Source organism: Mycolicibacterium sp. HS_4_1, from assembly GCF_054515875.1.
Window position 1 is genome coordinate 515429 of sequence record NZ_CM137261.1, and the last position, 13038, is coordinate 528466.

Genomic DNA, 13038 nt, shown 5'->3' on the forward strand with positions numbered 1-13038 from the left:
ATGTTCATCTGCCCTAGTACGACTGCCCATTGGCGTAACGCTCGCGTCGGAAGTGGCGGCCGTTGCCGCGGTTGCGACTCTTGTACGTCGGCAGCTGTGAGTCACAGTTCGGACAGATCAGCCGCAGGTTCTCGCGACGGTTATTCGTTGGGTTGCCGTCGATGTGGTCCAGTACCAACGCCAGCGGCAGGTCGTGCCAGGATGTGTCGCCGCCGCAGATCGCGCAGCAGCCGGATTGAGCGCCGAGAAGATAGTCCCGGATGTAATGGCCTTGGTGGCTGTCGATGCGCCCGACACCCGTTTCGAGCCACTGTTTAGTGCTCGCATCGCGGCGTGCTGAAGCTTGGCACGCATTACCGCAGTAGCTCTTCTGGCTGCGCCTCACGAGCGGAGTGCCACAACCAAGGCATGACCTCATAGCGCGACGTTACGACGAGCCACCGACAATTGGTCGCTACCTATTTGGAGCCCCCCGTCGGGATTGAACCGACGACATCCGCTTTACAAGAGCGGTGCTCTACCACTGAGCTAGGGAGGCATGTGGCCCGAAAACGTTCGAAACCGCCCCGAATCCTAACCCGTCAGGGTCAGTGGCCAGATCCCGGTTGGTCCTGGCCATTCTCATCGATGGCATGCCGCGCGGCGGCTGCCCGGGTGGCACGCTTGCCGCGCTGGCGGCTCAGTGGGATTCGCCCGGCGATGTTGCTCAGCGGATTCACCGCATCGTTGAGGACGAGTACCGCGTCGTACAGCTTGTCGACGGTCGGGGCGAGCCCGGCGAGTACGGGTGCCAGTTGGTTGAGGTTGTCGACGACGTCGTTCAACTTCATCAGGGCACCGTCGGGTGCGGTGAGGACATCGATCGCGCCGCCCTCGTCGAGCAGCCGTTCGGCGATACCGCCCTCGCTGAGCAGTCGGTCCACCAGGCCGCCGTCGGCGAGCATCTTGTCGACCGGCCCGCCATCGCCGAGCAGGCGATCGGCGATGCCGTCGGTGCGCAGGACCCGGTCGACCACGCCGTTGTCGGCCAACAGCCGGTCGGCGATACCACCCTCGCCGACCAATCGATCGGCGATGCCTTCCGGTCGAAGGACCCGGTCCACCAGGCCGCCGTCGGCGAGCATCTGTTCCACGACGCCGCCTTCGGCGAGTCCGCGGTCGGCCACGCCGCCCGGGGCGAGGACCCGGTCCAGGATGCCGTCGGCGGACAGTACGCGGTCGACGACACCGCCGTCGGCGAGTCCGCGGTCGGCCGGGCCGCCCGGTTCGAGCAGTCGGTCGACGATGCCGCCCGAACTCAGCAGCCGGTCCACCACACCGCCGTCGGCGAGGACGCGGTCGGCCGGTCCGTCCTTCGCGATCAGGCGGGCGGCGATGCCGTCCTCGCTGAGTACCCGGTCCACGACACCGTCGGGGGCGAGCACCTGTTCGGCGAAGCCGCCGGGAGCGAGCACTCGGGACAACGCGCCGTCGTCGGATGTCAATCGGTCCAACAGGCCACCGTCGAGAGTCAACTGGTCGATGACGCCGCCTGGTGCCAGTGCCCGTGTCACGGCGCCGCCCTCGGCGGTCAGGCGGTCGAGGATGCCGCCGTCCTGGCTGATCTGATCCACCAGGCCACCTGGACGGAGCAACCGATCGAGCACGCCACCCGGTGCCAGCGCCCGGCCCAGCGGAGCGTCGTCGTCGACCAGTCGGGTGAGGCGGCCGGCCCGGCTCAGCGTGTCGTCGAGGCCGAGCATGGACATGACGGGCGAGCCCGGGGTGGTGTCGCCGAGCGCGTGTTGCACGCTCGACAGCGCGCCGCCGGCGATCTCGAGGCCGGCGCTGGCGATCCGGAGCGGCGTGACGGCCAGGTCTGACAGGGCTTTACCCAGGTCCATCGGCCAAGTGTATGGCGCCGGTCACACCTGGTGGGCGTGAGGTGCGAGGGGCCTGGCAAATGCCTGTGTGACTCACAGTATCTTCACAGCTACTGGGCAGGGAGGATTTAAGGGCCGCGAGGACCATGGCTTCATGGCCATGGCTGCAGTTCCCGAGGCGACGCCCGAAGCACGCATCCTGGTAGTCGACGACGAGACCAATATCGTCGAGCTACTTTCCGTCAGTCTGAAGTTCCAGGGCTTCGAGGTCCATTCGGCCTCCAACGGCCCGGCCGCGCTCGACAAGGCGCGCGAGGTAAAGCCCGATGCTGTGATCCTCGACGTCATGATGCCCGGCATGGACGGCTTCGGCGTCCTGCGCCGGATGCGCGCCGACGGGATAGACGCGCCCGCCCTCTTCCTCACCGCCCGCGACAGCCTGCAGGACAAGGTCGCCGGCCTCACGCTCGGTGGTGACGACTACGTCACCAAGCCGTTCAGCCTCGAAGAGGTCGTGGCGCGGCTGCGGGTGATCCTGCGCCGCACGGGCCGCGGCGTCGAAGAACCGCGCAGCGCCCGCCTGACGTTCGCCGACATCGAACTCGACGAGGACACCCATGAGGTGTGGAAGGCCGGCGAGCCCGTTTCGCTGTCGCCCACCGAGTTCACCCTGCTGCGTTACTTCATCATCAACGCCGGCACCGTGCTCTCGAAGCCGAAGATCCTCGACCACGTGTGGCGCTATGACTTCGGCGGTGACGTGAACGTCGTCGAGTCGTACGTGTCGTACCTGCGCCGCAAGATCGACACCGGCGAGAAGCGTCTGTTGCACACGTTGCGTGGTGTCGGTTACGTCCTCCGCGAGCCGCGGTGATGAGCGCTCGCGCGAAGAACAGATGGCGCCGATGAGCGCTCGCGCGAAGAACAGATGGCGCCGATGAGCGCTCGCGCGAAGAACAGACTGCGCTGAGACACTTTTGGCGGGACATCGCCAACAATGGAGTGATGACACGCCGGCTGGGCGAGCGAAGCGACGGGACAAGGCGCGGCATTCCCCTGCGCGTGGGGCTGGTCGCCGCGACCGTGCTGCTGGCGGCCTGCGGTCTGCTGGCCTCCGGCATCGCCGTCACGTCGATCATGCAGCACAGCCTGATCAACCGCGTCGACGAGACGCTGCTGGACGCGTCCCGCAGCTGGGCGCAGGAGCCGCGGCGCATCCCGGCTCCGCCCATCGAAGGCCCGAACCCGGCGCGGCCGCCGTCGAACTTCTACGTCCGCGGCATCGACCCCGACGGCCGGGTGTGGATCGCCGTCAATGACAACGACGCCCAGCCCGCGCTGCCGGACAGCAATGACGTCGGCCCCGTGCCGACGACAGTCGGCTCGATCCAGCACTCCGATGTGAAATGGCGCGCCATGACGGTGCGCGGCCCGGACGGCGAACTGACGACGGTGGCGATCGACCTTTCCGACGTGGCATCGACGGTGCGCGCGCTGGCGTGGTCGCAGGTCGGCATCGGGGCCGCGGTGCTGCTGATCCTGGGTATCGCCGGCTATGTCGCCGTCCACCGCAGCCTGCGGCCCCTCGACGAGGTCGAGCGCACAGCCGCCGACATTGCGGCCGGCCAGCTCGACCGTCGTATTCCGGAACGGGACTCACGCACTGAGGTGGGCCGGTTGTCGTTGGCGCTCAACGGAATGCTCGCGCAGATTCAGAACGCGGTCGCGTCGTCGGAACAGTCGGCGGAGAAGGCGCGCACCTCCGAGGAACGGATGCGGCGCTTCATCACCGACGCGAGTCATGAGCTCCGGACACCGCTGACCACCATTCGCGGATTCGCCGAGTTGTACCGGCAGGGCGCCGCCACAGATATCGAGATGCTGATGAGCCGCATCGAGAGCGAGGCGCGCCGCATGGGCCTGCTGGTCGAGGACCTGCTGCTGCTGGCCCGGCTGGACCAGCAGCGACCGCTGGAGCAGCGTCCCGTCGACCTGCTGATCCTGGCCACCGACGCGGTGCATGACGCGCGATCCATCGCGCCGCGGCGGGCGGTGTCGCTGGAAGTGCTGGACGGTCCCGGCACCCCGGAAGTCATGGGTGATGAAGCCCGGCTGCGCCAGGTGCTGGGCAATCTGGTGATGAACGCGGTGCAGCACACCCCGGAGTCCGGGGGCATCACGGTGCGCGTCGGCACCGCGGGCAGCGATGCTGTGCTGGAGGTCTGCGATCAGGGTCCGGGCCTGTCGGCCGAGGACGCGCAGCGCATCTTCGAGCGCTTCTACCGCACGGACTCGTCCCGCACCCGGTCCAGCGGCGGCACGGGCCTCGGGCTGTCGATCGTCGACTCGCTGGTGCGGGCGCACGGGGGCGTCGTCACGGTGACCACCGCGCCGGGGCAGGGCTGCCGGTTCACGGTGCGCCTGCCGCGCATCGACGGCGCGGCCGACTCTGCCGAATTGGCCGGCTCAGCCGGCGGTGCCGAGGGCGGCGACGATCTTGGCCTGAGCCTCGTCGAGTGATTCCGGTGACGGGTTGCGGTCGACGTTCGCGAACCCGAAGTCGGACAGGTTACGGGCCGGGAACACGTGCACGTGCAGGTGCGGCACCTCGAGCCCGGCGATGATCATGCCGGCCCGCTCGGTGTCGAAGGCCTGGCACACCGCGCGGCCGATCTTTTGCGACACCGCCATGACCTTGTTCCACAGCTCGGGGTCCACGTCCTGCCAGTTGTCCACCTCGGCCCGGGGCACGACGAGGGTGTGGCCCTGGGTCATGGGCTCGATGGTCAGGAACGCGACGACGTCGTCGTCCTCGTAGACGAATCGGCCCGGCAGGTCGCGGTTGATGATCATGCTGAAGACGGACGGCATGGTGACGAGCATAGTGCCGTGACCCATGGACGCGAATGGCCCGCTAACGCACGGATTTCTGCGAAAAGCTTGGCATGAGTGGCTATTCGGCCGGCTGCTCGAACTCCATCGCCTCGAGGTTCCAGTAGCCCCGCAGGTTGGTGATCAGTCCCTCGCCGTTGACCTTGTAGGTGAAGACACCGCGGACACTGGCCACGAAGCCGTTCGGAAACTCGGTGCGCAGCACCAGGATGTAGGCGATCTCGTCCGGTGAGCTGGAGGGGAACGTCTCCTCGCACGTGACCGTCAACTGGTTGGGCCCGATGTTGGTGTCATAGAAGGCAGCCAGCGCTTCCTTGCCCTTCACGCCGGTGCCGTCCGGATTGGTGACGGCCTGGCCGATCGGGTCCTCGACGACGATGTCGTCGGCCATCAGCGCCAGCCAGCCCTCCCGGTCGTGGCTCTGGACGCAGCGCCACGACGATTGTGACGCTGTGACAACGGGATTCTCGGACAAGCGTTCTCCTCCTGCAAACAACGCCGAGTCGGCCTGGGAGGTGCCCCCAGGCCGACTCGGCGGAAGTGGGTTCAGCGGTCGGCGTCGGTGTACCGGATGACACCGCGGATGTTGCGGCCCTCCAGCATGTCCCGGTAGCCCTCGTTGATCTGCTCCAGTTTGTACTGCCGGGTGACCATGTCGTCGAGGTTGAGGCGGCCGGCCTTGTACATCGCCAGCAGCGACGGGATGTCGTGGTGCGGATTGCCGCCGCCGAAGATGGTGCCCTGCAGGCGCTTCTGCATCAGCGTCAGCATCGCCAGGTTCAGCTTGACGTCCAGGCTGGCCATGTTCGCGACTGCCGTCACGACGCACGTGCCGCCCTTGCTGGTGATGTTGAGGTAGTTGTCGATGTCCTCGCCGTGCAGCTCACCGACGGTGACGATGGTCTTGGTGGCCATGCGACCCTCGGTGACCTCCGCGACGCCGGCCATGGCGCTGAAGATGTCCGGGTAGGCGTGCGTGGCGCCGAACTTCAGGGCATTGTCACGCTTGAACTCAACAGGATCCACGACGAAGACGTTGCGGGCGCCGGCGTTGAGCGCACCCTGCAGCGCGCCGGTGCCGACACCGCCGACGCCGACGATGCAGACATCGTCCCCGGGGCGCACGTCGCCGCTGCGGACCGCTGAGCCGTAGCCCGTGGTGACGCCGCAACCGACCAGGCAGGCGACCTCGAACGGGATGGACGGGTCGATCTTCACCACAGAGCTCTTGTGGACCACCATGTACGGGCTGAACGTGCCCAGCAGTGTCATCGGGATGACAGGTGTCCCGTCGGCGGCGTGCACGCGATTGGTGCCGTCGGAGACCGCGGTGCCGGTCAACAGGTACATGCCCAGGTCGCACAGGTTGCGCATGCCGGCCTGACACGACGGACACTCACCGCACGACGGGATGAACGACAGCACGACGTGGTCGCCGACGGCGAGATGGTCCACACCCGGGCCGACCTCGACCACGATGCCGGCACCCTCGTGGCCACCGAGGACCGGGAAGCCGGCCATCGGAATGTCACCGGTCACCAGGTGGTGGTCGGAGTGGCACATGCCCGAGGCTTCCATCTGGATCTTGACCTCGTCCTTGACGGGGTCGCCGATCTCGATCTCCTCGATCGACCACGGCTGGTTGAACTCCCAGATGAGAGCACCTTTTGTCTTCATTGCACGTGCCTTCCACTAGAACCTGTTCCAGTCAGACTAGAGGGAATAGTTACGTTCGTCACACCCCGCCCTCCAACCAACTGCTTGGCCGGTTTTCACCAGATCGGGACGGGGGCCTCGCCCAGCGGGTAATAGCCCGGCAGCTGCTCGCCGGCCAGGCTGCGCTGGATGCGCTGCTGCATGCCCTTGGATAACTTGCCCGCGGTCATCAGGTCCAGATAGAGCTTCTGCACGTGGCCGAAGTCGAAGAAGTCGCGCTGCCAGGCGATCTTGGGTTCACCGTCGACGTTCTCCAGCCGGAACCAGCTGCCGCCGATGCCATAGATCTCGCGCGCGGGGGCCGACGCGTCGTCCGGATCAGTCACGATCTGCTTCCAGAAACCGACAACCTCGCCCTGTTTGTCGTCGATCACGACCCGCTGGTACGGGTACTTCCAACCCTCGAGGCCCTCCATCTCCAAACCCAAAGCAATTTCGCGTATCTCATCGACGCCGAGGCACATCACGTCCTCCTTGGGCCCGATGTTCCAGCCGTACGTGGCGTCGTCGGTGTAGAAGTCGGCCATGGGCTTCCAGTCGCCGGCCGCCTCGGCAGCACGGTTGACCTGCAGCCACCGCTCGACCCACTCTTCGAGTTGTGCGCGGGGAAATGACGTCATTGTCTTGTCCTTTTTTTTCAGCTGGTTTCGCGTATGAACAGGGCTTGGGTAGGGCACTCGGCGACGGCGCGCTCGATCTCGTCGCGCGCGTCGTCAGGCGGGGTCTCGTCGAGAATCTCGACGGTGCCGCGCTTGGGGACGTTGAAGTAGTCCGGCGCCTCCAGGGCACACATGGCGTGGCCCTGACACAGGTCGCGGTCGACTTCAACGCGGTAGCCGCCCACTTCAGGCACGCTTCCGGTAGCGGACGGCGGCGGGCCGCGCCAGTTGGACGACCATCTTCGAGTGGTCGTTCTGGTAGCTCTCCGGCGGCTGGGCCATCTCGAACTCATACTCGCGCAACAGAACAGAGAAGATCGCCTTGATCTGCATCTGCGCGAATGCCGCCCCCACGCAGCGGTGCTTGCCGGCGCCGAACGGAATCCAGGTCCACCGGTTGAGTAGGTCTTCCTGGCGCGGCTTCTCGTATCGGTCGGGGTTGAAGGCGTCGGGGTCCGGGAAGTCCTCGGGAATCCGGTTGGAGATCGCCGGCGAGGCGGCCACCATCTGTCCCTTGTGGATCGGGTGCTCGGCCACCTCGAACTCGTCCTGCGCGACGCGCATCAGGATGATCAGCGGCGGGTGCAGCCGCAGGGTCTCCTTGAGGGCGTTGTCCAGATTCGGAATCTGGCGCAGCGCATGGAAACTCACCTCCTGGCCGTCGGAGTAGAGGTCGTCGAGCTCCTGCTGGACCTTGGCGTAGAAGTCGGGGTGTCGCAGCAGCTCGATCATGGTCCACGACGACGTACCCGAGCTGGTGTGGTGCCCGGCGAACATCAACGAGATGAACATGCCGGTGACCTCGTTGGCACTGAACCTGTGGTTGCCCTCTTCGTCCTTGATGGACACCAGAACGTCGAGCAGGTCGCGGTCGCTCTTGTCGGTGGGTGGATTGGCAATTCGGCCGTCCATGACCTCCTGCACCAGCTCCACGAGATTGGCCCGCGCTTCGTCGCGGATGCGGAAGCTCTCGATGGGCAGGTAGGGGTCGACGTAGCAGAGCGGATCGGTGCCGCGCTCGAGCAGGTGGTAGTAGTTCGCGAACCGCGAGTCGAGCTGGTTGCGGAACTTGGGGCCGATCAGGCAGGCCGTCGAGGTGTAGATGGTGAGCTCGGAGAAGAACTCCAATAGGTCGATTTCGCCGGAGTCGCCCCAGTTTTCGGTCATCCGCCGGACTTCGCGCTCGATGGTGGCGGCATGACCCTTCATCTGCTCGCCGCGCAGCGCGGTGTTGTGCAGCATCTCGGCGCGACGCTCGGGGTCGGCATCGAACACCACGCCCTCACCGAAGATCGGGGTCATGAACGGATAGGCCTCGGCCTGGTTGAGTTCGCTGTCACTGGAGCGGAAGAAGAACTCGTTGGCTTCGGCCCCGGTCAGCAGCACCACCTGCTTGTCCGCGAGCTGGAACCAGCCGACATCGCCACACTCGTCGCGGACGCGTTGCATCAGTCCGATCGGGTCGGTGCGAAATTCCTCCAGGTGGCCGTGCTCCTCCTTGCCACCGGAAACCCGTTGTACCTCTTTGGTAATGGTCATTGATCAGGCATCCCTTCTTCGCCGAGAGCGAGCGATTGACGTTCCTTGGCTTCGGCCAGCGGTGCTTCGGGCTGAAGTTCCATGTTGGCGATGAATCCGCCGCGCGGGGTCTCGGCGACGAAGGTGATGGCGCGGGCCAGGTCGGCCGCGCGCAGGAAGTAGCTGTGCCGGGCCTGGCCCCACTTGGCCCAATCCTCAAGGGCCGGACCGATTTTCTCGGCCGGCAGGCTCCAGCCCATCGACGTCATGGTCGGGCCCGGGTGCACGACCGAGGCGCGCACGCCGGTGCCTTCGAGCTCCATTTGCAAGTTGGTCACCATCGCGACCAGACCCGCCTTCGCGGCGCCGTAGGCGCCCATGTGCGGGCGCTGGCGCAGCGCGACGTCGGACCCGACGAAGATCAGGTCGCCGCGCCGGCGTTCCACCATGCCGTCGAGGACGGCGCGGGCCATCCGGTTGGCGCCGACCAGGTGAATCTGCAGCTGCTGGGCGAACTCGTCGGTGCTCATCTCGTGCAGCCGGCCGAAGTTCGTGTCGCCGGCGCCCGTGACCAGGACCTCGATGTCGCCGAGCGCCGCGGTGGCCTTGGCGACGAAGTTCTCGACCGACCCGGTGTCGGTGACGTCGAGCGGCAGCGCAATCGCCTCTCCGCCTTCGGCTTTGATCTGGTCGACGAGTTCCTGGCACTTCTCCACCCGGCGGGCGCCGAGGGCGACCGGGAAGCCGTGGGCGGCGAGTGCGGTCGCCGTCGCGGCACCAATGCCCGAGGAGGCGCCGGCCACGATGGCGGGCCTGCGGGCGGGGTGTGGTTCAAAACGGGCCATTTATCGTGCCTTCACTGTCATTGGGAGATGGGCAAATCCACGGACGCTGCTCGAGTGGACGCGGACGGAGTTGTCCTCGTCGACCTCGTAGCCGCGGATACGTTTGAACAATTCGGTCAGGGCGACCCGGGCTTCCATCCGGGCCAGGTGGGCGCCCAGGCAGAAGTGGGCGCCGCTGCCGAAACTCACGAGCTTCGAACCGATGTCGCGGCCGATGCGGTATTCGTCGGGCTGGTCGAACACCCGCTCGTCGCGGTTGGCCGAACCGGCCAGCAGCACCAGCACCTCACCGGCCGGGACGGTGGTGCCGTAGAACTCGAGGTCTTCGACGACCGCCCGGGCGAGCAGCTGGCTGGAGGTGTCGTAGCGCAGCGTCTCCTCGATCCACGGGGCGATCAGCTCGTGGTCGTCGAAGACGGGGGCCAGCTGGTCGGGGTTCTTGTATCCCCAATACGCCGCATTGGCAAGCAGTTTCGTGGTGGTCTCGTTACCGGCGATGACCATCAGGAACAGGAAGGCCATGATCTCGTCATCGGTGAGCTTGTCGCCGTCGATCTCGGCCTCCACCAGCGCCGAGGTGAGATCGTCGGACAGACTCTTGCGGCGCTGCTTGACCATGTCGGCGTAATACATCAGCAGCTCACCCGATGCGGCGATGGCGGACGCCGGGACGTCGGCCGTCCCTTCTTCGCGGTGCATCACACCGTCGGCCAGCGCGCGGATACGCACGCGGTCGTCTTGCGGGACGCCCATCAGTTCGCTGATGACGTCCATGGGCAGCTTGCCCGCGAAGTCGTCGACGTAGTCAAAGCTGTTCTGCTGCAACGCCTCGTCGAGATGCTGGACGGCGATCTCGGTGACCCGGCCCTCCAGCTCGCGGATGCGCCGCGGCGTGAAGCCCTTGGACACCAGGGTGCGCAGCCGCAGGTGCGCCGGATCATCAAGGGCCAGAAAGGACATCACACGATGGGCTTCGTCGTTACGTGAGATCGGATCCAGCGAGACGCCGTGCTTGTTCGACAGGGCCGTGCTGTTGCGGAAACCCCGCAGCACATCCTCGTGCCGGGACAGTGCCCAGAAGTTGAGCTTGTCGTTCCGGTAGATCGGCGCCTCTTCCCGCAGCCGCCGGTAGTACGGATACGGATCCTCGTGGAAGTCGTAGCTGTACGGATCGATGAGCAGCTCGACTTCCCGCGGCGGGGATGTATTCGTCGTCATGCGTTGTCTCCCACGATAAGTCCGACGACATAAGACAGTCGGTCGGCGATCTGGTGATAGGTGTAGACGCCGCTGCCGGCGTTGACGAGTGCACCGAAGTACGTCATCTCCAGGGCTGACAGCAGTCGGGGATCGGCATCGGGGCCGACGGCCGAGCGGATGCGACGATGGATCTCACCACCGATGCGGTCACGCACCTTGCGGACGGTTTCGTCGTCGCCGGACAGCAGGGCTGTCGTGCAAGCAGCTGCGACGCCGGGCTCGTCGGCCACGACCAGCGCAAGGCTGCGCAGTGCCTGTTCGACTCGGCTGGACATCGACTGGTTGACGTCGGTGAAGTACGGCACCTGCCGAACCATGTCCAGGTACACCTCGGCGATGAGGTGGTTCTTGGACGAGAAGTAGGTGTAGGCCGTCGCCGGTGCCACCTTGGCGCGCGCGGCGACGGCGCGCACCGTCAGGTCGGCATAGGACGACTCCCGGAGCATCTCGCGGCCGGCGGCGAGGACCTTCTGGAAGGTCTCCTCCTGGCGGCGGTTACGCGGCTGGTCGTCCGCTTCTTGGTCGGTATCTGTTACTGCGGCCACTGCATCGCTGGACACATGTCCAAGTTAGCCGATGGCGCGTTATGGAAGCAAGGTGGTGACCTAAAGAACCAGTTAAATCAGCATTTACGCCGATATCAGCAGCGCTGGTCTCGCGGGACCCTTGCTACTCCACGGCCCGTGAGGTTATGGTTCGACTGAACGTTGTCGGACAGCTGTCCAACCAAAATCACATTGCTGGACTTCGTCCAGTGGGCAGGAGTGCAGATGGCCTTGTTGGGTGATCGCGAAAGCCGCCTTCTCATCGACGGAAAATTGGTGCCGGGTTCGCGCGGTACGTTCCCGACCGTCAATCCCGCGACCGAGGAAGTCCTCGGCGTGGCGGCCGACGCCACGGTGGGGGATATGGCCGACGCCATCGACGGCGCGCGGCGAGCCTTCGACGAGACCGACTGGTCCACCAATGTCGAACTGCGGGTGCGCTGTCTGCGGCAGCTGCAGCAGGCCATGCGTGACCACGCCGACGAACTGCGCGAGCTGACCATCTCGGAGGTCGGCGCACCCCGGATGCTCACCGCCGGAGCACACTTGGACGGGCCGATCGAAGACCTGAGCTTCGCTGCCGACACCGCGGAGGGCTACCAGTGGACCACCGATCTGGGACACGCCACCCCGCAGGGGATTCCGACCGACCGGACCATCGCGCGCGAGGCCGTCGGTGTCGTCGGCGCGATCACGCCGTGGAACTTCCCGCACCAGATCAATCTGGCCAAGGTCGGGCCGGCACTGGCGGCGGGCAACACCCTGATCCTCAAGCCCGCACCTGACACCCCGTGGGCCGCTGCGGTGCTGGGCCAACTGATCACCGAGCACACGGACTTCCCGGCGGGTGTCGTCAACATCGTCACGTCCCGTGACCACGGCGTCGGTGCCATGTTGTCGAAACACCCTGACGTGGACATGGTTTCGTTCACCGGTTCCACCGCCACCGGCCGCGCCGTGATGACCGACGCCGCGGCCACCATCAAGAAGGTGTTCCTGGAACTCGGTGGGAAGTCGGCGTTTCTGGTACTCGACGACGCCGACGTGGCCGGCGCCTGTGCGATGGCCGCGTTCACGGCGTCGATGCACGCCGGCCAGGGTTGCGCGATCACCACGCGGCTGGTGGTGCCGCGGGCCCGCTACGACGAGGCGGTCGCGGCTGCGGCCGGGACGATGGGCGGCATCAAGCCCGGCGATCCGTCCAGCCCGCGGACCGTCTGTGGTCCCGTGATCTCGGCGCGCCAGCGTGACCGGGTGCAGAGCTACCTCGACCTCGCGATCGAGGAGGGTGGCACGTTCGCCTGCGGTGGCGGCCGTCCTGCGGACCGCGACACCGGATTCTTCATCGAACCGACCGTCATTGCTGGGCTGGATAATTCGGCGCGCGTCGCCCGCGAGGAGATCTTCGGACCGGTGCTCACCGTCATCGCGCACGACGGCGACGACGACGCCGTCCGCATCGCCAACGACTCGCCGTACGGCCTGTCCGGCACCGTGTTCTCGGCCGACCCGCAGCGTGCGGCGGGCGTGGCAGCCCGGCTGCGCGTCGGCACCGTCAACGTCAACGGTGGCGTCTGGTACTCCGCCGACGCGCCGTTCGGCGGCTACAAGCAGTCCGGCAACGGCCGGGAGATGGGCGTTGCCGGGTTCGAGGAGTATCTGGAGACCAAGTGCATCGCCACGCTGGCCACCTAGCCGCCGGCACACCAAAACCATTGACTCAGAAGAATTAGACGAGAGG

At 66.3% G+C, this 13038-nt stretch carries 14 protein-coding genes and 1 tRNA gene; 3 read left to right on the forward strand and 12 right to left on the reverse strand.

Annotation, left to right across the window (positions count from 1 at the left end; translation table 11 throughout):
* Positions 1 to 13: 13 nt before the first annotated feature.
* The 3 genes from ACX12F_RS02250 to ACX12F_RS02260 all read right to left on the reverse strand — a co-directional run bounded on the left by ACX12F_RS02250 (position 14) and on the right by ACX12F_RS02260 (position 1883).
* Positions 14 to 418, reverse strand: coding sequence for an HNH endonuclease (locus ACX12F_RS02250; protein WP_459368090.1), 405 nt, complete (start codon positions 416 to 418; stop codon positions 14 to 16).
* A gap of 45 nt (positions 419 to 463) precedes the next feature.
* Positions 464 to 538 (reverse strand) — tRNA-Thr (locus ACX12F_RS02255).
* Positions 539 to 587: 49 nt separating this feature from the next.
* Positions 588 to 1883: a hypothetical protein gene (locus ACX12F_RS02260; RefSeq protein WP_459368091.1), complete on the reverse strand. Its 1296-nt coding sequence runs from the start codon at positions 1881 to 1883 to the stop codon at positions 588 to 590.
* 133 nt (positions 1884 to 2016) lie between these two features.
* Here ACX12F_RS02260 and ACX12F_RS02265 point away from each other — a divergent pair, with 133 nt between their 5' ends.
* Positions 2017 to 2736, forward strand: coding sequence for a response regulator transcription factor (locus ACX12F_RS02265; RefSeq protein ID WP_020098732.1), 720 nt, complete (start codon positions 2017 to 2019; stop codon positions 2734 to 2736).
* Positions 2737 to 2867: 131 nt separating this feature from the next.
* A complete protein-coding gene (locus ACX12F_RS02270) occupies positions 2868 to 4382 on the forward strand; it encodes a sensor histidine kinase (RefSeq protein WP_459368092.1) in 1515 nt (504 codons plus the stop codon).
* Here ACX12F_RS02270 and ACX12F_RS02275 read toward each other — a convergent pair.
* From ACX12F_RS02275 to ACX12F_RS02315, 9 genes are all read right to left on the reverse strand, one after another.
* Positions 4329 to 4733: an HIT family protein gene (locus tag ACX12F_RS02275; RefSeq protein WP_459368093.1), complete on the reverse strand. Its 405-nt coding sequence runs from the start codon at positions 4731 to 4733 to the stop codon at positions 4329 to 4331. The two genes, ACX12F_RS02270 and ACX12F_RS02275, sit on opposite strands and share 54 nt — an antisense overlap.
* 82 nt (positions 4734 to 4815) lie before the next feature.
* The gene (locus ACX12F_RS02280) at positions 4816 to 5229 is read right to left on the reverse strand and encodes a nuclear transport factor 2 family protein (RefSeq protein WP_459368094.1); all 414 of its coding nucleotides are present in this window, start codon (positions 5227 to 5229) and stop codon (positions 4816 to 4818) included.
* A 71-nt stretch (positions 5230 to 5300) separates the two neighbouring features.
* Positions 5301 to 6431, reverse strand: coding sequence for an NDMA-dependent alcohol dehydrogenase (locus ACX12F_RS02285; RefSeq protein WP_459368095.1), 1131 nt, complete (start codon positions 6429 to 6431; stop codon positions 5301 to 5303).
* Positions 6432 to 6526: 95 nt separating this feature from the next.
* Positions 6527 to 7090 carry a nuclear transport factor 2-like protein gene (locus tag ACX12F_RS02290; protein WP_459368096.1) on the reverse strand — a complete coding sequence of 188 codons (564 nt, stop codon included), beginning with the start codon at positions 7088 to 7090 and terminating at the stop codon, positions 6527 to 6529.
* A gap of 17 nt (positions 7091 to 7107) precedes the next feature.
* A complete protein-coding gene (locus ACX12F_RS02295) occupies positions 7108 to 7263 on the reverse strand; it encodes a ferredoxin (protein WP_459370217.1) in 156 nt (51 codons plus the stop codon).
* Between the two features lie 52 nt (positions 7264 to 7315).
* Complete coding sequence (locus tag ACX12F_RS02300; protein WP_459368097.1) at positions 7316 to 8668, reverse strand: lanosterol 14-alpha demethylase; 1353 nt, start codon at positions 8666 to 8668, stop codon at positions 7316 to 7318.
* A complete protein-coding gene (locus ACX12F_RS02305) occupies positions 8665 to 9492 on the reverse strand; it encodes an SDR family oxidoreductase (protein ID WP_459368098.1) in 828 nt (275 codons plus the stop codon). The genes ACX12F_RS02300 and ACX12F_RS02305 overlap by 4 nt, the downstream gene beginning before the upstream one ends.
* Positions 9493 to 10710: a cytochrome P450 gene (locus ACX12F_RS02310; RefSeq protein WP_459368099.1), complete on the reverse strand. Its 1218-nt coding sequence runs from the start codon at positions 10708 to 10710 to the stop codon at positions 9493 to 9495.
* On the reverse strand, positions 10707 to 11312 hold the full coding sequence (locus ACX12F_RS02315) for a TetR/AcrR family transcriptional regulator (protein ID WP_459368100.1): 606 nt from the start codon (positions 11310 to 11312) through the stop codon (positions 10707 to 10709). Before ACX12F_RS02315 ends, ACX12F_RS02310 begins: the two co-directional genes overlap by 4 nt.
* A 210-nt stretch (positions 11313 to 11522) precedes the next feature.
* Here ACX12F_RS02315 and ACX12F_RS02320 point away from each other — a divergent pair, with 210 nt between their 5' ends.
* Entirely contained in the window at positions 11523 to 12992 is a 1470-nt protein-coding gene (locus ACX12F_RS02320) for an aldehyde dehydrogenase (protein ID WP_459368101.1), read from the forward strand.
* The last annotated feature ends 46 nt before the right edge of the window (positions 12993 to 13038 follow it).

What these genes read in the sequence shown, in the direction of transcription:
- ACX12F_RS02300 (WP_459368097.1), bottom strand. Translation starts at nt 8,668, where the DNA reads ATGACCATTACCAAAGAGGTACAACGGGTTTCCGGTGGCAAGGAGGAG.
- ACX12F_RS02260 (WP_459368091.1), bottom strand. Translation starts at nt 1,883, where the DNA reads ATGGACCTGGGTAAAGCCCTGTCAGACCTGGCCGTCACGCCGCTCCGG.
- ACX12F_RS02320 (WP_459368101.1), top strand. Translation starts at nt 11,523, where the DNA reads ATGGCCTTGTTGGGTGATCGCGAAAGCCGCCTTCTCATCGACGGAAAA.
- ACX12F_RS02305 (WP_459368098.1), bottom strand. Translation starts at nt 9,492, where the DNA reads ATGGCCCGTTTTGAACCACACCCCGCCCGCAGGCCCGCCATCGTGGCC.
- ACX12F_RS02250 (WP_459368090.1), bottom strand. Translation starts at nt 418, where the DNA reads ATGAGGTCATGCCTTGGTTGTGGCACTCCGCTCGTGAGGCGCAGCCAG.
- ACX12F_RS02285 (WP_459368095.1), bottom strand. Translation starts at nt 6,431, where the DNA reads ATGAAGACAAAAGGTGCTCTCATCTGGGAGTTCAACCAGCCGTGGTCG.
- ACX12F_RS02265 (WP_020098732.1), top strand. Translation starts at nt 2,017, where the DNA reads ATGGCCATGGCTGCAGTTCCCGAGGCGACGCCCGAAGCACGCATCCTG.
- ACX12F_RS02290 (WP_459368096.1), bottom strand. Translation starts at nt 7,090, where the DNA reads ATGACGTCATTTCCCCGCGCACAACTCGAAGAGTGGGTCGAGCGGTGG.
- ACX12F_RS02295 (WP_459370217.1), bottom strand. Translation starts at nt 7,263, where the DNA reads ATGTGTGCCCTGGAGGCGCCGGACTACTTCAACGTCCCCAAGCGCGGC.
- ACX12F_RS02270 (WP_459368092.1), top strand. Translation starts at nt 2,868, where the DNA reads ATGACACGCCGGCTGGGCGAGCGAAGCGACGGGACAAGGCGCGGCATT.
- ACX12F_RS02310 (WP_459368099.1), bottom strand. Translation starts at nt 10,710, where the DNA reads ATGACGACGAATACATCCCCGCCGCGGGAAGTCGAGCTGCTCATCGAT.
- ACX12F_RS02275 (WP_459368093.1), bottom strand. Translation starts at nt 4,733, where the DNA reads ATGCCGTCCGTCTTCAGCATGATCATCAACCGCGACCTGCCGGGCCGA.